Origin of the sequence: Paracidovorax avenae ATCC 19860 (assembly GCF_000176855.2) — a bacterium.
GTDB classification, from domain to species: domain Bacteria; phylum Pseudomonadota; class Gammaproteobacteria; order Burkholderiales; family Burkholderiaceae_C; genus Paracidovorax; species Paracidovorax avenae.
Window position 1 is genome coordinate 2,033,159 of the sequence record NC_015138.1, and the last position, 22,141, is coordinate 2,055,299.

Consider the following 22,141-nt stretch of genomic DNA (forward strand, 5'->3'; position numbering starts at 1 on the left):
CAGCGTAGTCTGCTACACGGACCGGGGCTCGCAATACGTCAACATCCGCTACACCGAGCAGTTGGCCGATGCAGGCATAGAGTGACCTGCCCCCTCCTTGCTGGACCAGCGTGGCCAGCGTGAGGCGTTCTTCGGGCTGTAAATGCGTGTATCCAAGTTCAGGTGTAGCACATCAGGTTTGAGACCGCCCACTTCAGGTCTGGGATCGCCGAGGTTGATTGTAACGGCTTCACTAATTAAAAAACCGTGATTTTATAAATGTGCTTGCGGATTTTTTGGCCCGAGCAGCATATTCATTTGGAGTGGTTCTTAAAGATATTCCTGGCTGATCTATTTTGTACTCGCCTATGGTGGTTATATAGTCCGCTTCATCAAAATCTATACCGTTTTTTGGAAGCCAGTCCAGTGATTTTAACCACTCATGGAGGACTGATAAGTCGTTGAACTCCGACATGCCCACGTCAAAGATATTTCTATTTATTATGGGAATTTCAGAATTAAGTGATTCTATGCCAGAGTAGCCTTCAATCAATACCAATCCAACTACATGCCACTCCCCATTTTTAGGGGCCGGAATTTCATGGCTGAATATTTTTTCCAGAAAATAATTAAGGTTGTTTTTGAAGAATATCAATGCGCTTGTGCATTGCGAAACTTTTTTCCTGCACTCATTTGCTCTATTTAATATCTCTCGCACGTCACCAGGTTGAATCATCCAGCGCAATTCTCCAATTAAAATTGTTGAGCTGACCTCGTCGACTATTAGCAAATCTAACTCACGTTTCTTGCTGCCAAAAGAAATTATGCAATTGGTTTTTAAATATCTCCATTTATTTTGAAAATCTTTTTTTATCGAAGCGGTCATCGCTGATTCAAAGGCTTTGCTTTGATCATCAAAATTTTTTGCATCTACGCGAGCCTGCAGAGAAAGGAGGTTTCGCCTGTGATTGCTAAGCATGAAGAGCAGGGTGGGTAAAAGATAAAATTCACCAATAGGAATTATAGGCTGCAAAGCCGGATCCGGAAATTTTGTGTTATTTCCAAATGTCAAAAACTTTATAAATTTCAATATTATTGAATTGTCCAGCTGCGTCATGCTGGAAATATCGCGCAAAAGATCGGCTTTACTTATTTTTAAAACCAAACTTTCTAAGCCGCCGCCTTTTAATCCTACTTTGGAGGCCCAGAATTGAATAACTATAAAATGATAAATGCAGCGAATATGAAGAGCGTTAATCAGTAGCTCAGTATTTTTAATTCCTCCCCAATCGAAAATCCAATCAGGCGGCAATATGCCCCCTTCGCTTGCTAAACTCAGGCTAAGACCATAAGCATACCCAGGATGAAAATCATAAGAAATCAATAATTTCTTATAAGAGACTTTTTTAATTATTAGGTCTACCGTTGGCGGATGATCCCCTTTCATCCAAGATAACAGTCTTGGGATGAAAGTTATGCCTTCAATACCATGGCTTAATAGCTCAAATGCGGCGTACCTGGCTTCTACATCGGGCTGGTGCAGTACCTTAATGTTTGTTCCATTGCAATTTAAACTGACGGATTTGCCACGGAAAGATCCAAAAATTTTCTGTGCCGTTGCGTAGACCTCGCCAGCATTTAAAAGCTCATGGGACCGAAGATATGAGGGAGCGTCTACTTTTCGAGGGCATAATTGATTTTTGTCGTCGTTGTATTGTTCTCTTACTCTCGATATTGCATTTCGGAGCGCGTAAATATCTCTACCTCCAAAGCTGGAGAATTTCATTAACTGTTGCGGAGTTTCTACCTGCATCAGACTTAATCTTAGTCGATCTTCGTAGCAAGTTAGAAGGTGCCAAAGCGAAGAGCTGTAGCGGGTTGAAGGAAAATCAGTAGATTGAAAAATCGTGTCAATCGAATTTTCAGCTTGCTCAATTATTTGTAGGTCGTTCAATACATCATTTTTCATTGGTGGCTCCAGAATTTCCGCTGAGTTATTTTTTGATCTAGATCGGCACTTAAATGGGAACGCTTTCAGTAACGGTGCTTGTTTGCTCTATGCCGTCCATATGAATAATCTCACCCAAAGCAAAAGCTAACAAAATGATTGCATCGATAAAAACCCGCCGGTTCGATACCATAATCTGCTGTGATATACTTAGGGAATTTCTGCACGAATTGCACCGGACTTTGGTGACCTGCTTCCCAAGTGTTCGAATTCCAGCGCGAACCACAAGAAATCAACGACATACAAGCTATAAAAAGACTGATAGGGGCCGCAGCGGTGGTTCATGATATTTCGTTTCGATTCGTGCAGAGGTTCCCTAGCTGGACTAAAGCCAGAAGCGCAACACATGTGTTGTGAATGAACGAGAGTAGCATGCTGCGAACTACGGATGCGTAACTCCCGGTAGGCAGCCAGCGGAGATCTAAGCCCAGGCATAGCGGGGTCGGCCGTTGAACTCATCGACGATGGCATCGAGCTGGGCCTTGCTGTAGCCCGAGAGGGTCGTGCTGACGTGCTCCCCGATAGCCGTATCACCCGAATGGAAGTGAGGTCCGTCAACTCGGAGAATGACGGACATGAGGAAGAGTCGATTCACTGCAGCAGCAGATCATCGGTTTCCTGAAGCAGGCTGAGGCGGGCTTGGCGGTCAAGGAGGTCTGCCGGCAGAGCGGCTTCAGCGAGCCCACGTTCTACAAGTGGCGTGCCAAGTAAGGCGGCATGGATGCCGAGGAAAGCGCGGCGCCTGAAGGAGCTGGAGGTCGAGAATGCCCGGCTCAAGAAGCTGCTGGCTGAGGCCCACCTGGATCTCGAAGCCCAACTGGAGTCCTGTTGAAGATCTGTTCTGTTCAGGCTGCCACCATAACGTGAGCGCGTTTCGCATCTTCAAGCGCACTTCTTCCAAAGGACGCAGGTCTGTCGTTAGCCACGACTCCACGGGGCCAGTTAATCGTCAACCCGTGCAATTCCATAAGGAGTGCGCGCGCCTCATGCGACCGGGCGCCTTGCTTGAAGCTGTTTCTCGCTGCTTTTGCGCGTCCCTCGTCCGATCAAGGCTGCCTTGGCATTACTTACCATGAAGCCGTTTTCCCTGGCGCGCTTCTAGAATGGGCCGATGCCCACATCCGTCGCCCTTGAACGCTTCATGCATGCCCAGGAGCCTGTCTGGAGCCGGGTATCGTCCGAACTGAAAGCAGGGAGTAAGCGCTCCCACTGGATGTGGTTCATCTTTCCCCAGGTCCACGGCCTGGGCCGCAGCGGCATGGCCCAACGCTACGCCATCCAGTCCCGGGCGGAGGCCGCGGCCTACCTGGACCATCCCGTGCTCGGCGAGCGCCTGCGCGAGGCCTGCCGCGTCCTGCTCGGCCTGGACGAGGGCCTGTCCGCCCATGGGATCTTCGGTTCCCCGGACGACATCAAGCTCCGCTCCAGCATGACGCTGTTCGCCGAGGTGGCCGGGCCGGGCAGCTGTTTCGATGCCGTGCTGGCCCGGTACTTCGGTGGCGGCAAGGATGCGCGCACGCTGGATCTGCTCGGCCCAAGTGCCTGACGCCGCAACGGCGTCAGGCGTCATTGCCGGAAGGCTGCCCCAGCAGGCGCGGAGCCCGGGTGGCCCCGGGGGCCGTCCTGCTCACAGGCTCTTCAGCGGCACCACGTCCTTGCCCTTGAAGGTGTACACCGTCACCGCCGACGACTTCAGGTCGTGCTTCGCGTCGTACGAGAACTCGCCCGTCACGCCGGCGTATTTGCCGTTGGCGATCGCCTGGGCGATCTTCTTCGTGTCAGTGGTGGACTGGGCGGATTCCATGGCGTTGGCCAGCAGGTGCATGCCGTCGTAGAAGGCCGCGGCGTAGGTGAGCGGGTCGCGCTTGTATTCGGCGCGGTAGCGCTCGGCGAATTTCTGGCCCTTGTCGCTCTTGTCCAGCATCGAGCCACCCTGGGTGCAGAAGACGTTCAGGTCGCCCGTGAGCTGCGCGAGGTTGGCGGTTTCGGTAGAGCAGATGCCGTCGCCGCCGAGCAGGGGACCGGTGATGCCGAAGGCGCGCATCTGCTTGAGCAGGGGGCCGCCCTGGGGCGAATAGCCGCCGTAGAACACGGCCTCGGCCTTGGCGCCGCGGATGTTGGTCAGGATGGCGCTGAAATCCGTGGCCTTGTCGGTGGTGAATTCGGTGGCCACGACCTGCAGGCCCAGGCGCTTGGCTTGCGCCGTGAATTCGCGGGCGACGCCCTGGCCGTAGGCGGTGCGGTCGTCGATCACGGCCACCGTCTTGAGCTTCAGGTCCTGCGCCGCGTAGGTGGCCATCTTGGTGCCCAGCTGGTTGTCGCTGGCGCCGATGCGAAACAGCGTGCCGTAGCCGAGTTCGGTGATCTTCGGGTTGGAGGCCACGGTGAGCGTGAGGATGTCGGAGTCGTTCAGCACCCGTGCGGCGGGCACCGTGACGCCCGAGTTGTAGGGGCCGAGCACGAAGCGGATCTTCTTGTCGGCCAGGGTCTGGGCGACCTGCACGCCCTGCTTGGGGTCGGCCACGTCGTCGTTGATGTCCAGTTCGAACACCACGGGCTTGCCGGCCACCTTGACGCCCTTGGCGTTCAGTTCCTTGATGGCGAGCAGGGCGCCGTCGCGGTTGTCTCCTCCGTTGGCCGCCTGCGGGCCCGTCACGGGGCTCATGAAGCCGATGCGGACACGTTCCTGTGCCTGGGCATGGGCGGCCGCGCAGGCCAGTCCCAGGGCCATCGCGGTCAGGCGGAATATCGTTTGGGTCTTGCTCATTGGCATGTTCCTTGTGATGCAGGGATGGGGCACGACGATCGGATGGGCCTGGTGCCCCGGCAGGCGGGAAGGGCCCGCCTGGCTCGTGGCTGGGCGGACCGGCAAAAACCCCCGATTGTGCGCACGCTTTCGGTGCGTTGACGCGCAGTGCCCGCCGAAAGCGGGGTGGTGCAGATCACACGGCGATGCCGAGCGACCGGATGGCGACCCGCGCGGCCGCGAGGTCCCAGGCGGCCGTGCCCACGCTCTTGAAGACCGCCGGGCGGCTGCGGTCGGGCCCGGCCGCGATCAGCGACGCGAGCGGACGGACACTGCTCCAGTCCACCTGCGCGCGGATCAGGTCGCCGGCCTCGTGCCGGGCGCCCGCGGGGTCGTCGGCGTACAGGTCGCTGCCCTGTAGGGTGGTGGCACCGATCTCGGCCATGCCGGGCCGGAAGGCTCCGACCCCGATGACCACGCGCCCGGCACGGGCCGGCTCGTCGTAGATGGGATCCGTGGCGGTGGTGAGCGCGATGACCACATCGACCGACTCCTGAATGGCCCCGGGGCAGGATTGGACGGCGGAGGGTGCTGCGGACTGCGCGCAGAAAGCCTGCGCTGCCACGGGCGTCCGGCCGCGCACGAGCACCGTGCAGGCGGGATGCAGTTCCCGTATCGCCTGGAGGTGGTGCCGGGCCTGCACGCCCGTGCCGATGAGCAGCACCTGCCGTGGCGCATGCCCCAGCAGCCGGCCCAGCGCCACCATCGAGACGGCCGCCGTGCGGCGGCCCGTGAGTTCCGGGCCATGGAGTTGGCACAGCGGCCGGCCGGACGGCGCATCGCACACCGTGACGATGCCGTGCAGTGTCGGCAACTGCCGGGCGGCGTTGCCCGGCTGCACGGTGACCAGCTTGTGGATGCCCAGGTCGTGCGCCACCGCCGGCATGCTGAGCATCACGCCGCCCTGGCCCAGCGGCAGCGCCAGGCGTTCCGGGCTGGTGATCTCGCCGCGGTGGAGTTCGATGGCGGCGGCCTCGATGGCCGGCACCAGCGCTGCGAATGGCAGGGCGTGGGCCGTGGCGGCTTGGTCACAGGCGTGCAAGGCCGCGGCCTGAGCGGGAAGAGCGGAGGTCATGTCGTGGCTCCGGTAGGAGGGGACGGAGCCCGGCATTGTCCCCCCGCACGGTGGGAGCCCCGCGGACCGTCAGGCCATGCGCACCTCGAAATACGCTCCTTCCGACTCCCCCAGGCCCTGCATGCCGGCGGTGCGCGCAGCCGCCGCCGCACGGGCCCAGCGGTTGATGGTGGCCATCGAGTCCATGCCCTCGGGGGCTTCGTCGCCATCCTGCAGGCATTGCACCGCGGCGAGCGATCCGGCCACGCCTTCCGGGCCGCCGAGCTGGCGCTCCAGCACCCGGGCGTAGCGGGCTTCGGCGGCGGTGCGCTCGCGCTGCGGCAGTTCGGGGAAATCGCACAGGGCGACGGTATAGGCGAGGGTGGCGGTTTCGGACATGCCGTTTCTCCTGAAGTAGCAATGACTGTATGAATATACAGCCATTACCATGCAGGTGGGAAGGGACGTTCCCGAAAACGCATCAGTGCGCGGGCGCTGGCGAGGGCAGCAGCCGCATGCCGGTGCGACGCTCCACCTCCTGCAGGGTGATCGGCGGGCCTGCGGTGGCATCGGACGCGTTCTGCTGCCAGTGCGCCCACGAGCGCCCGGTCTCGGCGTCGTACACCAGTTTGAACAGGTGCGATGGCACGGCCACCTGTCCGGAACCGATGGCTTTGGCGCCTGGCTCGAAGACCGGGCCGGTGATGACATACACGTCGCCGCGCGCGCGCATCGCGTAGCGGCGCGTGTCCTCCTCGATGCGGGCCCAGGGGCCGCTGTTCTGCTTCGGGTCCTGCGGCACCATGTTGGCGAGGCTGAAGGACTGCGCCATGGCTTCGGGCGTGCCCATGTCGCCCGCGGGCGCCATGTGTCCGCGGGCATAGCCCGAGCCGCGGTAGTCCTCGAGTTCGGCGCGCTCGCCGCGCGGCAGCCGCGCATCCGCATAGAAGTGGTCGGTGCGGTGCTGTTGCCGGGCCTGCTGCAGGATCTGGCGATTGAGCCGCTCGGCCACATACACGGGGGTGCGCGTGTTGCCGCTGTGCAGCACCGCGAAGGCATCGAAGCACAGCTCGCGCAGCCTGGGGGCGTCGGGTGTGAGCGGCGGCACGCCGCCCGCGAAATGCTGCCGGCATTCCGTGAACTGGCCGGCACGCGTGGGTTGGGCGGCGCTGCCGGACCAGGGGCCCTGCGTGGGGTGGACGCCGCAGCTCGTAACCTGCAGGCCTACGACCGCGGAGGTGAACAGGGAGACCAGCAGCCGGCGCATGCGGCCGGAGGACCGGTGCAGGAGGGCGATGGACGGGGACCGGGAGGATTTCTTTCTGCGCGATTGCTTCTGCTGGGCCATCCCTGGATTAGAACCCGCGCGGGCGCCCCGCCGGGGCTTGCGCACGCAACAGATGCTGCCGGCCGTGTCCGTCCTGACCGGCCAATGCTGCGTTGTCCGACGCGCCGGCCCGCCGGCACGCCCTAAGGTCGGTGCATCGATCGCACACCAGGAGCCTTCCCATGATCACCACCGAACCCACGATGACCAACCTGTTCCTGCAACTGGGCCTGGAGGAGAGCCCGGACGCCATCACCCGCTTCATCCACACCCACCAGCTCGGCGCCGGAGTGCAGGTGGCCGATGCGCCGTTCTGGAACGATGCGCAGCGCCAGTTCCTGGCGGAGCAGCTCAAGGCCGATGCGCCCTGGGCCATGGTGGTGGACCAGTTCAACGAGGCGCTGCACGCCGATGCGGTCGAGCGGCGCACCGAAGCGGAAGTGCCGGGCACCGCCGAGGCCGTGCCCTCGCGCTGATCGCCACGCCGCCGGAGTACCGGTCCCCCTTCCATGCGCTGCGCATCTGGAGAGAATGTGCAGGCAATCTTGCGGACGAGGGACATGGAGGGACGGCGATGAGGGATGGTGGGAATAATGGCCGCGATGGCCAGGAAGCTGCGCAGCCCGGTGGCTGGTCAGGCATTGCCGCGCTGGAAGGCGCGTGGTCGCGCATGGCGCGGGCGCGCCTGGGGCATGCGCCGGAGGTACCGATGCGGCAATGGCGCGAGGACCATTGGGTGCTGCATGCCCTGGGCATCGGGATCGAACCGTTCCATGCCTGGTTCGGCCGGACCGATGCAACGGACTTCCCCGCCTTCGCGCGGTGGCTGCAGGAAACCGCGGGGGATCCGCCTGCGGACCGGCTGGCGCGGCTCGAGACCGTGCTGGCAGGACTGCCCCTGCCGCCCGACGCGCAGCGGCTGATCGCTGAGGTGGACCGCATGGAGCCGGTGTTGTCCGGGGAGGACCTGGCTTTCTGGGATGCGCAGGGCTATGTGGTGCTGCACGACGCCGCGCCGCCGGACGATGTCGCTGCCGCGGCCAGGGCCATCTGGGAGTTCATCGGCGCACAGCCGGAGGATTCCGCCACCTGGTATCCCTTCAACGACCACGGCATCATGGTGCAGCTCTTCCAGCACGAGGCCCTGGAGCGCAACCGGCGCAACCTGCGCATCCACAAGGCATTCGCCCAGCTGTGGGGCACGGCGGACCTGTGGTGCACCACCGACCGCGTGGGGTTCAACGCGCCGGAGACGCCAGCGCACCGCTTCCGCGGCCCGCACCTGCACTGGGACGTCAGCCTGCGGATGCCAGTTCCCTTCGGGACCCAGGGCATCCTGTACCTGGCGGACACCCGGGCGGAGCAGGGGGCGTTCACCCTCGTGCCCGGCTTCCACCAGCGGCTCGGGGCATGGCTGGACGGGCTGCCGGGGGGACCGGCCTCCGCGCGCACGCAGGACCTCCAGGCACTGGGCGCGGTGCCCATCGCAGGGCGTGCCGGCGATCTCATCATCTGGCACCACGCCCTGCCGCATGGCAGCCGGCCCAATACGGCTGACCGGCCCCGGCTGGTGCAGTACATGAACTTCTTTCCCGCCGAAGCGCCCGCACAGGACGAGTGGATCTGAGCGGCGTTGCGGTGCATCGGGGCATTGCGCGACCCGCTCGCATGGCCTTGTCCGACGCGGGGCGCGGGGCACGGCGGGTTACCTTGGGAGTCTCATAAACCGTCGATGGAGAAGATCCCATGAATGCACCACGCAACTCGGCTGGCGCCGTTCCCACGTCCTCGAGCCGCAACCGCTACGCCAGTGCCCGCACCCTGTGGGTGGCCGGCATCGCTTTGGCGGTCATTCTCTTCGTATTCATGATCCCCTGGTAATCGCCCCCCGGGTACAACCGGCATGGGAGGCCCGGGCAGGGTGGAGCGCGATGGCAGCTCCGTCTGTCCGGGCCGACGGCGGACGCCGGCGATGGTCGCCAGGCGCCGCACCATGTCGGGAGGGACCCATGTCGAAATCTCTGTTTTACGTATTCGGCCGGCGCTGCGCGCAGGCCTTGGGCTGGCTCGCGCTGGCGGTCGCGCTGCCGGTGGCTGCACAGGTCACTCCGGGAGAAACCTATACCGGGCGCGGCACGAACTATGGTTACAGCGGCGGCGGCAATTGCAGCCTGCCGTTTCCGGAGCAGGTGTTGACCGTGGCCATCAACGATGCCGACTACCAGGGGTCGCAGGCATGCGGCGCCTACCTCGAGGTGCTGAATCCCGCGACGTCGAAGAAGGTGGTGGTGCGCGTGGACAATCGCTGTCCCGATTGCCCGCCGCGCGGGCTGGACCTGGCCATACCGGCCTTCGCGCAGATCGCCCCGCTGGAAGCGGGCATCGTCTCGCTGCGCTGGCGCTACGTCTCGGGCCCCGATGCGCAGGCGTCCGTCGTTTTCAAGGAAGGCTCCAGCGCTTCGTGGAGTGCCCTGCAGGTGCGCAACCAGCGCAATGCAGTCGCTTCGCTCGCCTATCGCACGACCGGTTCGGGCGGCACCTATGTGCCCCTGGAGCGGCAGATGTACAACTACTTCCTCGCGCCCGGCGGCATGGGGCCGGGGCCTTTCGACCTGAAGATCACCGATGTGTTCGGCCAGGTGCTGGAAGTGTCCGGAGTGCCGCTGAGCGTGGGGCCCGAGCTTCCGCTGGGCGTGCAGTTCCCCGCGGTGCTGCCCGCACCCGGCTCGGCCTGGTCCGTGCCGGATGACACGCCACCTGCACCCGCCACCGGCCCGGTCACCTACGCCACCAGTGTCAACAGTGACTGGGGCCAGGGCTATTGCCTGAACGTGATGGTGACCAACCCCAATGCCGGTCCGGTGGACTGGGCCGTGCGCATCCCCGTGGCGGGGACGGTCTATAACGCCTGGGACTCCCAGGTGACGCAGGCAGGCAACGAGCTTCTGGCCCAGGGCGCGGCCTGGAACCGCACCCTGCAGCCCGGCGCCAGCGTGCAGTTCGGCTTCTGCGCCAACCGCTGAGCGTTGTCCGGCCCCGGCCTGTTTCCCGGCGGTGACGGATGCTTCCGGCGCTGGCATGCTGTCCGACAGGTCCGGGGCGCCCGCGCTTCTATGGTGGTACTTCCGCAACCGCCTGGAGCCTTCGCCATGCAGACATCGACCGACACCCGGAGCAACCGGGACAACCGCCGCGGGTGGTGGATGGCCGTCGCCACGGCAGCCATTGTGCTGGCGGCCGTGATCGCGTTCAACCTGCTGGGGCCGAAGAATCCCGCGCGTCCGCCCGGCGATGGACATAAGACCCCGGCCTCGCAAGGGGCGGCCCAGAGCGGCGGGCCGGCGCCGGACGGTTCCGTGCAGGGCGCGGCACCGCAGCGATCGGATACCCCGACACCTTCCGGCCGGGAGGGCGTGGGCGCCCCGGCGGGGGCCGTGCCGGCAGAGGCCGCCGCTTCGCGGTGAACAGGGAGCGGCCCGGCCGCTATTCCGGCGGGTCTCGGTGGCCGGCGCCGGACGGGTTGTCGCCGGGCGGTGGACCGTTCGCCACCACGATCCTGTCACGGCCCTGCTGCTTGGCCTCGTAGAGGGCTGTGTCGGCGCGGCCCAGCAGTTCTTCCGGCGTTTCAGGTTCTTGCCCCGGGCTGCAGGCGACACCTCCGCTCACGGTGACGTGGCCGAAGGGACTGCCAGGGTGCGGCAGGCGCAGGGCGATGACCGCGGAACGGGCGGCCTGGGCCACCTGCAGGGCGCCCGGCGCATCGGTTTCCGGCAGGACGATGGCGAATTCCTCGCCGCCATAGCGGGCGATGAAGTCCCCGGGCCGGCGGATCGATCCAGCCAGTGCGTTCGCCACACGGCGCAGGCATTCGTCCCCCTCCGGGTGCCCCAGGGCGTCGTTGTAGCGCTTGAAGAAATCGACATCGAACATCACCACCGAGACAGGCCGCTGGTACCGCCGGCACTGCGCCATCACTTCGCGGATGCGCCGGTCGTAGGCGCGCCGGTTGTGCACCCCGGTGAGTCCGTCGTGCTCCGCCATGTGCTCCATGCGCGCGTGTGCTTCGACCAGCGCCTCGTGGGTCGTGCGCAGCCGGAGATCGGCGTCGCGCCGCAACTTCACGGTGCGGATCAGGTAGGCGCCTGCAGGGCCGATTACGGCGAGCAGCAGCAGGATGCCTGCGATCTGCACGGCCGTGGCCCTGCGCCACTCCGTGAAGATTTCATCCTCGGACAGCGCCACGGCCACGGCGAGGGGGACATTGCGCGCGTGCTCGAAACTGACGAGACGCACCACGCCGTCGATGGGCGACGGCATGATGGCGAGTCCCGAGCGGGACTGCAGGAACTGCTGCAGTTGCGAGGCCGGGAGCGTGCGGCCCAGGTCCTCCACGCGAAAGGGCTCGCGCGTCAGCACCGTGCCGTCCGCCCGCAGCAGTGCGATGGCGCCCTTGTGTCCCACGTCGAAGCCCTGCAGCACCTGCTGCACATGCCGGACACGGAGCGTGGCAAGCACCACGCCCGCGAATCCGCCCTGCGCATCGTTGATGCGGCGGGACAGCGGGATGACCCATTCCCCGGTTGTCCGGCTCTTCAGGGGCCTGCTGACGTAGGTCAGGGTGCTGGGATTGTCGCGGTGGTGGACGAAGTATTCGCGGTCCGCGTTATTGGCGGCCGGAGGCGGTATCGGCAGACTGTGCACCAGCCATTCGCCATTTTTTCCGAAAACGAACAGCCCATGCAGGTGTTCCGCCAGGGACACCTGGTTGACCAGCACGGGCTGCAGAGCGTCCAGTTGCTCGGGAGACAGCTCGTCCCGCTCCAGTTCGTACTCGATGGAGACCAGCGCGCGGCCCACCTCCGTGGCGAGTCCGTCCATTTGCTGCGCCACCGCCCGCGACAGGTTCTGGGCGAAGACCTGCGCCTGCTGCCATTCGGCCTGCCGGGCGCGCCAGGCCAGCCACACGTTCGAGCCGATCAGCAGCAAGGCCACCAGGACGACGAAGCCGATGGCGAGGGGCAGGGAGCGGTCCGGTCCGGATCCCTGCGATGGAGCGGAAGGCAACGACGGTTCCGGGGGAGTGCTGGACATGGGCGGGCGGGGCGCTGGCGGGATCTGGGCTGTGTCTGGCCATTCTCACACTGCCGGGCGACACTCCATCACCCTGCGATAGAGCTCCCGGGCAGCGACGGACAGTTCCCGGTCGCGGCGGCGCACCAGGAAGATCTGGCGCGTCAGCGCCGGCAGCGACAGCGGCCGGGTCACGAGGCCGGGCTGCGAGAAATGGAAGAGCGTGAGCGTGGGCACCACGCTGATGCCGATGCCCGCGCGCACCATGCCCATGACGGTGGCGAGTTGCTCGACCTCCATCAGCGTGTTCATGGCGTGGGGATGGATGGCGGCCTCCAGGTACTGCCGCACGCTGCTGGTGCGCGCAAGGTGCACGAAAGGCCAGGGCGCGAGGTCCTGCACCTGCAGGCCGCCGCGGGGACGGCGTTTCGCGAGCGGGTGGTCGGCGCGGCACACGAGATGGAAGCCGTCGCTGCAGAACGGCTCGGCCTGCAGGAACGGTGTATCGGCGCGGATGGCTGCCAGCGCGAAGTCCGCGCGGCCCGACGCCACACGCTCGATGCAGGGCTCGGACAGTACATCGGCGATGTCGAGTTCGATACGGGGGTGGTCGGCCCGGAAGCCGGCCAGGATCCCGGGCAGCCAGCCTGCGGCCAGCGAGGGCAGCAGCGCCAGGGACACCCGGCCGCGCCGCAACTGCGCCGCATCGCGGGCCATGCCGATCGCGCTGTCGATCTCCGCGCGCAGGCGCCGCGCGGACTCGAGGAACTGCAGGCCTTCCGGCGTCAGCTCCACATGGCGGGTGCTGCGGTCGAACAGGCGCAGCCCGAGACCTTCCTCCAGCGAGCGCACGAGGGCGCTGAACGCCGGCTGTGACAGATGGCACAGGCCCGCTGCGCGCGTGAAGCTGCGCTCCTGCGCCAGGGCCAGGAACGCATCGATGTGGCGACTGGAAAGATGCATGGGTGGGGCAGGGCGGCGTGGCGTGCCGTAGCGGATGCGGTCGGTGATTGATCGGAAAAACGGATGAATCCATCTTAACAATCTATTTCACGAAACAAGCCGCGGCGCCTACATTGGGCCCAGGAGACCACAACGCATGGCGAATGGAGACATCTTGCGCATCGGCTGCGCGGCCGGCTTTTCGGGCGACCGCACCGACGCGGCACTGCCCGTGGTGCGGGCGCTGATCGGCAGTGGCGGCCCGGCCGTGCTCATTTTCGAGACGCTCGCGGAGCGCACGCTGGCCCTCGCGCAACTGGCTCGCCGGACGGATCCGCAGGCCGGCTTCGAGCCGCTGCTCGACGAACTGCTGCGCCCGGTGCTCGCGCTCTGCCTGGAGCACGGCATCCGCATCGTGAGCAATTTCGGCGCCGCGAATCCGGAGGGCGCCGCGCGCCGCATCCACCAACTCGCCGCGGAACTCGGCCTGCGGCGCCCGCGCGTGGCCGTGGTGCAGGGCGACGACCTGAGCGGCCCCGGCTACCAGCCGCTGCTGTCCGGCGCCCTGGGTGCCGCGCTGCGGGCCGAGCCGGTGGTGAGCGCCAATGCCTACATCGGCGCAGAGCCGATTGCCGGGGCGCTGCGCGATGGGGCCGACATCGTGGTGTGCGGGCGGGTGGCGGATCCTTCGCTCGTCGTCGGGCCCGCCCTGGCGCATTTCGGCTGGAGGCTGGACGACTGGAATCGCCTGGCCCGCGCCACCATGGCCGGGCACCTGCTCGAATGTGGCGCGCAGGTCACTGGCGGATATTTCGCCGATCCGGGCTACAAGGACGTGCCCGGCATGGCGCAGCTGGGCTATCCCATCGCCGAGATCGATGCCGACGGCCACTGCACGCTGTCCAAGCCGGAGGGCACGGGCGGGCGCATCGACGAGCGCACGGTGAAGGAGCAGTTGCTGTACGAACTGCACGATCCGGCGGCCTATCTCACCCCCGACGTGGTGGCGGACATCACCGCCGCCACGGTGCAAGAGATCGCTCCGGGCCGCGTGCGGCTCGAGGGCGTGCGCGGGCATCCGCGGCCGGCGGCCCTGAAGGTGAATGTGTGCTTCGAGGCCGGCTGGTTCGCCGAGGGCGAGATCTCCTACGCCGGCCCCCGGGCCGAGGCGCGGGCGCGGCTGGCGGGCGAGACATTGCGCGAGCGCCTGGCCGGCGTCGCGCCGCTGCGCCTGGACCTCATCGGCGTGACCAGCGTGTTCGGGGACGACGCCAGCCGCTGGCTGGACCTGGCACCCCAGGGTGACGCCCGCGATGTTCGCCTGCGCGCAGCGCTGCAGCACCGCGACCATGCTGCGGCCCGGCAACTGGTGCGGGAGGTCACGGCCCTGTATTGCTGCGGCCCGGCGGGCGGCGGTGGCGTGCGCACCGCCATGCGGCCGCGCCTGGGCATGGTGTCGTGCCTGGTGCCGCGCGAGTCGGTGCCGACGGGGCACCGCTTCCTGGATTGAAAGGACGGACGCGATGGATATTCCGCATTCGGCCGCCCCGGCGGCCTCCGGCGAGCACATCGCCGTGCCGCTCTACCGGCTCGCGCACGGGCGCACGGGCGACAAGGGCAACCGCTCGAACATCAGCGTGATCGCCTGGCATCCTGCGCTCTGGGATGTGCTGGTGGAGCAGGTCACCGAGGACGCCGTGGCGCGCCGCTTCGACCAGCGCCGGCCGAGCCGCGTGCGCCGCTACCTGCTGCCGCAACTGCACGCGATGAACTTCGTGATCGACGACGTACTCGACGGCGGCGTGAACGATTCCCTCAACCTCGACAGCCACGGCAAGGCGCTCGCCTACCTGCTGCTGGACCTGCCCCTGCAGGTGCCCGCCGCTCTGGCGCCGCACCTGGCCGGCCCGCCCTGACGGCGGAGCGCACGCACCTTCCCACATAAATCCACAAGGAGACAAAGCCACCATGAACCATTCCGCCTCCCGCCCGTTGCGCCGCCGCGTGGCCCTGGCCGCCGCATTCGCCCTGTTCGGCCCGGCCGCATCCGTCATGGCCCAGCCGGCCGCCTATCCGTCCAAGCCCCTCACCTTCGTGGTGCCCTTCGCCGCCGGCAGCGCCACGGATCAGCTCGCGCGCGCCCTGGGGCAGGCGATCACCACCGATACGAAACAGCCCGTGGTCGTGGACAACAAGGCCGGCGCGAGCGGCATGATCGCCGCGCAGGCGGTGGCCAAGGCGCCGCCGGACGGCTACACGGTGCTCATCACCACGAACACCACCCATGCGGCCAACGAGCACCTGTACCGCAAGCTGCCCTATGACCCGGTGAAGGATTTCGTGCCCGTCACGGGCCTCGGCAAGGGCGGCCAGGTGCTGGTGGTGAATGCCGGTGCTCCCTACCGCAGCGTGGCCGACCTGCTGGCCGCCGCGAAGAAGAACCCGGGCAAGCTGAGCTTCGGCAGCGGCAGTTCCTCCAGCCGCATGGCCGGGGAAATGCTCAAGCAGCTGGCGGGCGTGGACATCCTGCACGTGCCCTACAAGAGCAATCCGCTCGCCATCACCGACCTGCTGGGCGGGCAGATCGACATGATGATCACCGACACCTCCACCGGCGTGCCGCAGATCAAGTCGGGCAAGCTGCGCGCGCTGGGCTATTCCACGCAGAAGCGCAGCGCGCAGTTGCCGGACGTGCCGACCCTGGAGGAGGCAGGCGTCAAGGGCTACGACATGGGCTACTGGTTCGCGGCCTACGTGCCCGCCGGTACGCCGGCACCGGTGGTGTCGCGGCTGAACGAGCTGCTGACCGCAGCCACGCAGAGCGCCGCGGCGAAGTCGTTCTACGACACCGCCGGCTCCGAGCCCTGGACCACCACCTCGGCCGAGCTGGCCCGCTTCCAGGCGGCCGAGACGCAGAAGTGGGGCAAGGTGATCAAGGCCGCCGGCATCGATCCGGAATAGGCCCCGTATCCGCGCCTGCTGTGCCGGTTGCCCGCCCGGCAGTCCGCACGGGGCGCTTCGTGCCCGGAACGCATGGCGTCGCGCATCGCCAGGGGTGGTCGCGTCCTGGACTCCTGCGTTTCTGGTGGCGCTTTCGTATTCCACAACGACAACACTGGAGACATCGCCATGCATTTTTCTCGAGCCCTTTCCCGGCGCGCCCGTCCGCGGCGCCCATTCCCCGCTGCGGCCGCCGTGGCGCTCGCGGCCACCGCGCTGCTGGCCGCATGCGGCGGCGGCGGTTCATCGACTCTGGCAGAGGGTGCGCCGAAGCTGCGCCTGACCATCGCTGCCACGGAAGACTTTCCGGGCAGCTTCGGCAGTGTGGGCGCCTATGAAAAGGTGTCAGGCACGGTGCAGGGCGAACTCGATCCGGCGGACCCGCGCAACGCGGTCATCCAGGACCTGCAGCTCGCTCCACGCAACAGCCGCGGCATGGTGGTGTACAGCGCCGACTTCGTGCTGCTCAAGCCCAAGGACATGTCCAAGGCCGGGGGCGTGCTGCGCTACGACGCGCCCAACCGCGGCAACATCCTCACGCTGCCCAATCCGGCGGCCGTACCGGGCGATGCGGTGTACTTCGAGCGGGGCTACACCTTCCTCTATTCCGCATGGCAGGGCGACGTGCCCAAGAGTTCGCCCGCGCGGCTCACCGCCACCGTGCCCGTGGCCCGCAATGCCGACGGCAGCAGCATCACCGGCCCGTACCGCACGGAGCTGGTCCCCACCGCCGCGGCCGCGGCCATGGCGCTGCCCGGAGGCGTCTTCAACGGCACCATGATTCCCTACGAGCCCGCGGGCCTGGACAACACGCAGCCGGGCTATTCGCTCACGCGCCGCCGCAACGAGACGGACGCGCGCGAAGCCATACCCGCCGCGGACTGGAAGTTCGCTACCTGCGATACCGGTGCCAACCCGTTCCCGGGCACGCCCAGCCCCGCCAGCGTCTGCCTGCGCGGCGGGTTCGATCCGCAGTATCTGTACGAACTGGTCTATGTGGCCAAGGATCCGAAGGTCATGGGCGTGGGGCTTGCCGCGCTGCGCGATACCGTGGGCTTCTTCCGCGGCAGGGCCGCCGATGCGGATGGCCGGGCCAATCCGCTGGCGGGCCGCATCACGCACGTCATCGGGCAGGGCACGTCCCAGTCGGGCAATGCCATGAAGACCTTCCTGCACCTGGGCTTCAACCAGCGGCTGGACGGTGGCATGGTGTTCGACGGCATCTACGCCCACGTCGCCGCGCGCCAGACCAACGTCAACACCCGCTTCGCCGTACCCGGCGGCGGCGGCGGCCTGCGCACCGACCACACGGCCTTCGGGCAGACGGCGCCGCGCGGCCTGGCGGCGGATTACGTGGATGCCGTGAGCGGCCGCGAGGGTGGCGTGATGCGCCGCTGCAGCGCGACCGGCACCTGCCCGCGTTTCTTCCTAGGCCTGTCGGGCACCGAGTTCTGGCAGCTGCAGGGCTCGCCCGTGCTCACCGATGCGCAGGGCCAGCGCGACATCGCCCAGCCCGCCAACGCGCGCATCTACTACTACGCGAGCACGCAGCACGGCGGGGCGGGCGGGGTGGAAAGCATCAGCTACACACCCTCGCGCACTGTCTATCCCGCCGGCACCGTGGTGCATTTCAACGACACCTTCCGGGCGCTGTTCCTCGCGCTGGAGGACTGGGTGGTGCGCGGCACGGAGCCGCCGGCCAGCCAGGTGCCCCGCATCGCCGACGGCACGCTGGTGCGCCCGGCCCAGGTCGCCTATCCGGCCATGAAGGGACTGGCCTGGAGCGCGGGAGGCGTGCAGACACCGATTCCGGAATTCCGTTACCAGGCGCGCTACAACGGCTTCACCCTGCTGGACTTCGGTCCGCAATATGTTCCCCAGGACGAGTCGGGCATCGCCACGGTGCTGCCTCCACGGACGGTGGGGCGCGACTATGCCATCCTGGTGCCGCAGGTGGATCCGGCGACCGGGCTGGCGCGGGCCGGCATCCAGAGCGTGGAAGCCCAGGCGCCGCTGGGCACGAGCATCGAGTTCAACGAGGTGGCCACACCCGGTATCGTCGATCTCGCCAACCTCACGGGCAGCTTCATCCCGTTCCACAAGACACGCGCTGCGCGCCTGGCCGCGGGCGACGGGCGGCCGTCGCTGGAGGAGCTGTACGGATCGCAGGCGGGGTACGTGGCCGCCGTGTCCCGCGCCGCCGACGGGCTGGTGGCGCAGCGCCTGCTGCTGCGCCGCGACGCCGACGCGATCGTGGCCAAGGCGCGGGCGGCCAACATCCTGCCCTGAACTGACCGCCACCTGCGCCCGGGGACGCCTGTGCGCCTCGGGGCGCGGGTGGCGTGGAGTGCGGCGGTGTGACGCGGCGGGCTGTACGTGCCGGCCGGGGGTGCGTAGAGTGGCGGGGCAGGGCGCCCCGCCCATATAACGAACGAAGAGACAGACCCCCCCATGCCGCCCATACCCCCAGGCCCGCCCTGGCCTGCATTCCTTTCTTCCCTGCTGCACCGTTGCACCGCCCGGTTCCGGGCCGCTGGGGCCGCACTCATCCGCAGGGCCAGACGGGTAGACAAAGCGGAGTGCTGGGCGGCGGCCGTGGCGATGGCTGCGATGGTGGGCGCCACCAGCCCTGCCGCGGCACAGGCACCCGTCGATGCCCAGGTGCCTGCCGCGCCGGCGCCGGCCTCCGGCATGGCCGACCGGGTCATCGCCTGCACGGCCTGCCACGGCCGGGAGGGCAGGGCGATCCAGCAGGGCTACTTTCCGCGCATCGCCGGCAAACCCGCGGGCTACCTGTACCACCAGCTCCTGAACTTTCGTGACGGGCGCCGCAGCTACCCGCAGATGTCCTACCTGCTCGAGCACATGACGGACGACTATCTGCGCGAGATCGCCCGGCATTTCTCCGCGCTGGAGCTTCCCTATGCCGCGCCGCCTCCGCCCCAGGCCCCCCCGGCGACGCTGGAACGGGGCCGCCGGCTGGTGCGCGAGGGCAATGCCGCCCGTGGAATACCCGCCTGCGTGCAATGCCACGGCGGCGCCATGACCGGCGTGCAGCCGGCCATCCCCGCGCTCGTCGGCCTGCCGCGCGACTACCTCAACAGCCAGATCGGGGCCTGGCAGACCGGCCAGCGCCGCTCGCAGGCACCCGATTGCATGGCCCGCGTGGCGCGGCAGCTCACGGCCGAGGACGTGAGCGCCATCTCGGCCTGGCTGGCCGCCCAGCCGGTGGCCGGCAGCGGCAAGCCCGCCGACGCACCTGCAGGCCCGCTGCCCATGCCCTGCGGCGGCGTGGACGTGTCCGCCTCGGGGAGCGCGCCATGAACGGGCCGCCACTGCATGCACGGAGCTTCTGGCGGCGCTGGCCTGCGCGCGTGGGCGCGGTCCTGCTGGGCGCGCTGGCGGCCTGCGCGGTGCTCGTGGCCGTGCTCAACCGCTGGGGCGAAACCCCGCTGCCGCAGGACGACGGCCCGCCCGCGCCTGCCACGCCGCAGGCCATCGCCCGGGGCGAATACCTGGCGCGGGCCGGCAACTGCATGGCCTGCCATACCGAGCCGGGCGGCGCGCCGTTCGCGGGCGGCCGCGGCATCGAGACGCCGTTCGGCACGGTGTACAGCACCAACCTCACGCCCGACCCCGACACCGGGCTGGGCCGCTGGTCGGATGCGGCCTTCTGGCGCGCCCTGCACCATGGCCGTTCGCGGGACGGGCGGCTGCTCTACCCGGCATTCCCATATCCCAGCTACACGCACGTGACGCGGGAGGATGCCGACGCGATCCACGCTTACCTGCGCAGCCTGCCGCCGGTGCGCCAGGCCGCCCGCCCGCACGCGCTCGGCTTCCCCTACGGCACCCAGGCCGCGCTCGCCGTGTGGCGGGCGCTGTTCTTCCGGCCCGGCGGCCTCGCGCCCGTGCCGGAACGGCCTGCGGACTGGAACCGCGGCCGCTACCTCGTGCAGGGTCTGGGGCATTGCGCGGCCTGCCACAGCCCGCGCAATGCCCTGGGCGCCACGCGCGATGCCGGCGCCCTGCGTGGCGGGCTCATTCCCGTGCAGAACTGGTATGCGCCGGCCCTGGACACGGTGCGAGAGGCCGGCGTCGCCGACTGGCCCGTGGACGAGGTCGTCGCCCTGCTGCGCGACGGAACCGCGCCACGCGGCACGGTGACAGGGCCCATGGCCGAGGTGGTCTTCCGCAGCACCCAGTACCTGGACGACGCGGACCTGCGCGCCATCGCGGCCTACCTGCGTGCGCTGCCCGCGCCGGAAGGTCCCGCGCCCGCGGCACCGCCGCCGCCGTCCCGGCCCGTGATGGAACGGGGCGGGGCGGTGTATGCCCGCCACTGTGCGCAGTGCCACGGCGATGGCGGGCTGGGCCGGCCCGGGGCATTCCCTCCACTGGCCGGCAACCGCGCGGTGCTGCTCGAATCGCCGGTGAACGTGGTGCGCACCATCCTCCAGGGCGGCTATCCTCCGGTGACGCCCGGCAATCCGCGGCCGCACGGCATGCCGCCCTTCACCCAGGTGCTGGGCGACGACGACGTGGCCGCCGTGGCCACCTTCGTTCGCAATGCCTGGGGCAACCGGGCGCCCGGCGTGGGTACCATCGACGTGTACCGTGCGCGGGAGCGCCGGGGGCGCTGAGGCACTCCCCCCTTCCCGTCCTCCGTCCCTCGCGTTCCTTTTTCCAAGCCTGTTGAAAAATCCATGCCGGACACCACTTCTCCACCAGCACCGCTTTCCGCCGGCGACCTCCCCGTGGTCCCGGGCTGGTGGGTGGTCTGCCTGTGCGCCGCCTGGTGTGGCGTCTGCCGTGAATACGGTGCCGTCTTCGAGGCGCTGCGTGCCGCCCATCCGGATGTCCGCTTCGAATGGGTGGATGTGGAGGACGAGGAAGACCTGGCCGGAGACCTCGATGTGGAGACTTTCCCCACCGTGCTCGTGGCCGACGGCATCCATGCACGTTTCCTCGGCCCCGTGCTGCCCCAGTCCGGCGTGCTCGCGCGCATGCTCGCCGCCCTGCGGCAGGAGGGGGGCGCACCTCCCGTGGATGCGCAGGCACAGGCGGTATTCGAGCGCATCCGCCAGGCGCGCGCTGCGGCCGGAAACTGACGCTGCGCCGCCACGTTTGTGGCGCGCCTGCAATGCAAATTGCATGCCGCCGGCTTGGCAAAGCAGCGCGCAGCAGGCTACAATAAGGGCTTCACGGCCAAACGGGCGGGTCCCCACCGCCCGTTTTTTTTGGCCGTTCGCTTTCTTCGAGCTCGAAGCTGTCGGGGAGATTCCTCGGCGGTTATCGGGTTTTTTGCACTTCTGGAACAGAACTGAACGACACGTGGCATTGCAGCAGATCGTCGAACAAACCGTCGCGGGCCTGGGTTACGACCTGGTGGAGATCGAACGCTCCGCCGGCGGACTGCTGCGCATAACCATCGATCTGCCCTGGCAGCCGCCCGTGGAAGGCGCTGCCTCCGATGCCGCTCCTGCCGGCCCCGAGGCGTTCGTGACGGTCGAGGATTGCGAGAAGGTCACGCGCCAGCTGCAGTTCGCGCTGGAGGTCGATGGCGTGGACTACAAGCGCCTGGAGGTTTCCTCGCCGGGCATCGACCGCCCGCTGCGCCATGAACAGGATTTCCAGCGCTTTGCCGGCGAGGTGGTCGACATCACGCTCAAGGCTCCCATCGGCGATGCCGCCGCCGGCCAGGTCAACGCCAACCGCAAGAAATTCCGCGGCACGCTCGAGCGTACCGAGGCCGGAGGCTGGCAGATCGTCTGGAGCGACGAGCCTCCGCCGAAGCCGGGCCAGAAGGTCAGCAAGAAGCGGGTGCCCCCGCCGCTGCAGGCCCTGGGCTTCACGCTCGACGAGCTGCGCGACGCCCGGCTGGCGCCTATCGTGGATTTCAAGGGGCGCGGGCCGAAAGGCGGGCCGGCCCCGGACTGAATCGGGCCGCAGCGG

At 67.0% G+C, this 22,141-nt stretch carries 20 protein-coding genes and 1 pseudogene; 14 read left to right on the plus strand and 7 right to left on the minus strand.

The features are described from left to right. Positions 1-232 precede the first annotated feature (232 nt). Positions 233-1,948, minus strand: coding sequence for a hypothetical protein (locus ACAV_RS24540; protein ID WP_013594266.1), 1,716 nt, complete (start codon positions 1,946-1,948; stop codon positions 233-235). A 614-nt stretch (positions 1,949-2,562) separates the two neighbouring features. On the opposite strand from ACAV_RS24540, the pseudogene ACAV_RS24375 reads away from it, so the two are divergent. Together ACAV_RS24375 and ACAV_RS09090 are read left to right on the plus strand one after the other, a co-directional pair. After that, a pseudogene (locus ACAV_RS24375) lies at positions 2,563-2,801 on the plus strand (transposase); the annotation flags it as partial. Between the two features lie 297 nt (positions 2,802-3,098). Then, complete coding sequence (locus ACAV_RS09090) at positions 3,099-3,533, plus strand: DUF1810 domain-containing protein (RefSeq protein WP_013594268.1); 435 nt, start codon at positions 3,099-3,101, stop codon at positions 3,531-3,533. A gap of 81 nt (positions 3,534-3,614) precedes the next feature. On the opposite strand, the gene ACAV_RS09095 is transcribed toward ACAV_RS09090, so the two are convergent. The 4 genes from ACAV_RS09095 to ACAV_RS09110 all read right to left on the minus strand — a co-directional run bounded on the left by ACAV_RS09095 (position 3,615) and on the right by ACAV_RS09110 (position 7,195). Then, positions 3,615-4,754 carry a branched-chain amino acid ABC transporter substrate-binding protein gene (locus tag ACAV_RS09095; RefSeq protein WP_013594269.1) on the minus strand — a complete coding sequence of 380 codons (1,140 nt, stop codon included), beginning with the start codon at positions 4,752-4,754 and terminating at the stop codon, positions 3,615-3,617. A 175-nt stretch (positions 4,755-4,929) separates the two neighbouring features. Next, positions 4,930-5,868, minus strand: a complete 939-nt coding sequence (lhpI, locus tag ACAV_RS09100; protein ID WP_049791076.1) for a bifunctional Delta(1)-pyrroline-2-carboxylate/Delta(1)-piperideine-2-carboxylate reductase — start codon at positions 5,866-5,868, stop codon at positions 4,930-4,932. A gap of 69 nt (positions 5,869-5,937) precedes the next feature. After that, complete coding sequence (locus tag ACAV_RS09105) at positions 5,938-6,246, minus strand: hypothetical protein (RefSeq protein ID WP_013594271.1); 309 nt, start codon at positions 6,244-6,246, stop codon at positions 5,938-5,940. 82 nt (positions 6,247-6,328) lie between these two features. Further along, complete coding sequence (locus ACAV_RS09110) at positions 6,329-7,195, minus strand: DNA/RNA non-specific endonuclease (RefSeq protein ID WP_041828676.1); 867 nt, start codon at positions 7,193-7,195, stop codon at positions 6,329-6,331. A 161-nt stretch (positions 7,196-7,356) separates the two neighbouring features. Between ACAV_RS09110 and ACAV_RS09115 the strand changes: the two genes are divergently transcribed. The 4 genes from ACAV_RS09115 (at position 7,357) to ACAV_RS09130 (ending at position 10,638) form a co-directional block, all read left to right on the plus strand. Beyond that, entirely contained in the window at positions 7,357-7,650 is a 294-nt protein-coding gene (locus ACAV_RS09115; protein ID WP_013594273.1) for a DUF2789 domain-containing protein, read from the plus strand. A gap of 194 nt (positions 7,651-7,844) precedes the next feature. After that, positions 7,845-8,801: a phytanoyl-CoA dioxygenase family protein gene (locus tag ACAV_RS09120; protein ID WP_041828678.1), complete on the plus strand. Its 957-nt coding sequence runs from the start codon at positions 7,845-7,847 to the stop codon at positions 8,799-8,801. A gap of 382 nt (positions 8,802-9,183) precedes the next feature. Continuing rightward, positions 9,184-10,197 (plus strand): expansin EXLX1 family cellulose-binding protein, encoded by a 1,014-nt coding sequence (locus tag ACAV_RS09125; RefSeq protein WP_013594276.1) that lies wholly within the window; start codon positions 9,184-9,186, stop codon positions 10,195-10,197. Positions 10,198-10,323: 126 nt separating this feature from the next. After that, a complete protein-coding gene (locus ACAV_RS09130) occupies positions 10,324-10,638 on the plus strand; it encodes a hypothetical protein (RefSeq protein WP_013594277.1) in 315 nt (104 codons plus the stop codon). A gap of 19 nt (positions 10,639-10,657) precedes the next feature. Here the strand turns inward: ACAV_RS09130 and ACAV_RS09135 are convergent, their stop codons facing one another. Further along, positions 10,658-12,265 carry a sensor domain-containing diguanylate cyclase gene (locus ACAV_RS09135; RefSeq protein WP_013594278.1) on the minus strand — a complete coding sequence of 536 codons (1,608 nt, stop codon included), beginning with the start codon at positions 12,263-12,265 and terminating at the stop codon, positions 10,658-10,660. A 45-nt stretch (positions 12,266-12,310) separates the two neighbouring features. After that, positions 12,311-13,207 (minus strand): LysR family transcriptional regulator, encoded by an 897-nt coding sequence (locus tag ACAV_RS09140; RefSeq protein ID WP_013594279.1) that lies wholly within the window; start codon positions 13,205-13,207, stop codon positions 12,311-12,313. A gap of 136 nt (positions 13,208-13,343) precedes the next feature. On the opposite strand from ACAV_RS09140, the gene ACAV_RS09145 reads away from it, so the two are divergent. The 8 genes from ACAV_RS09145 (at position 13,344) to rimP (ending at position 22,126) form a co-directional block, all read left to right on the plus strand. Then, positions 13,344-14,696: an acyclic terpene utilization AtuA family protein gene (locus tag ACAV_RS09145; RefSeq protein ID WP_013594280.1), complete on the plus strand. Its 1,353-nt coding sequence runs from the start codon at positions 13,344-13,346 to the stop codon at positions 14,694-14,696. A 13-nt stretch (positions 14,697-14,709) separates the two neighbouring features. Next, positions 14,710-15,102 carry an AtuA-related protein gene (locus tag ACAV_RS09150; protein WP_013594281.1) on the plus strand — a complete coding sequence of 131 codons (393 nt, stop codon included), beginning with the start codon at positions 14,710-14,712 and terminating at the stop codon, positions 15,100-15,102. A 52-nt stretch (positions 15,103-15,154) separates the two neighbouring features. Beyond that, positions 15,155-16,147 (plus strand): Bug family tripartite tricarboxylate transporter substrate binding protein, encoded by a 993-nt coding sequence (locus tag ACAV_RS09155; RefSeq protein WP_013594282.1) that lies wholly within the window; start codon positions 15,155-15,157, stop codon positions 16,145-16,147. Between the two features lie 168 nt (positions 16,148-16,315). Continuing rightward, positions 16,316-18,475: an alpha/beta hydrolase domain-containing protein gene (locus ACAV_RS09160; protein WP_013594283.1), complete on the plus strand. Its 2,160-nt coding sequence runs from the start codon at positions 16,316-16,318 to the stop codon at positions 18,473-18,475. 312 nt (positions 18,476-18,787) lie between these two features. After that, positions 18,788-19,510 carry a c-type cytochrome gene (locus tag ACAV_RS09165; RefSeq protein WP_244875555.1) on the plus strand — a complete coding sequence of 241 codons (723 nt, stop codon included), beginning with the start codon at positions 18,788-18,790 and terminating at the stop codon, positions 19,508-19,510. Then, the gene (locus ACAV_RS09170; RefSeq protein ID WP_013594285.1) at positions 19,507-20,829 is read left to right on the plus strand and encodes a cytochrome c; all 1,323 of its coding nucleotides are present in this window, start codon (positions 19,507-19,509) and stop codon (positions 20,827-20,829) included. The genes ACAV_RS09165 and ACAV_RS09170 overlap by 4 nt, the downstream gene beginning before the upstream one ends. A 63-nt stretch (positions 20,830-20,892) precedes the next feature. Beyond that, positions 20,893-21,297 carry a thioredoxin family protein gene (locus ACAV_RS09175; RefSeq protein ID WP_013594286.1) on the plus strand — a complete coding sequence of 135 codons (405 nt, stop codon included), beginning with the start codon at positions 20,893-20,895 and terminating at the stop codon, positions 21,295-21,297. Between the two features lie 223 nt (positions 21,298-21,520). Further along, a complete protein-coding gene (gene rimP / locus ACAV_RS09180) occupies positions 21,521-22,126 on the plus strand; it encodes a ribosome maturation factor RimP (protein WP_013594287.1) in 606 nt (201 codons plus the stop codon). Positions 22,127-22,141: the final 15 nt, after the last annotated feature.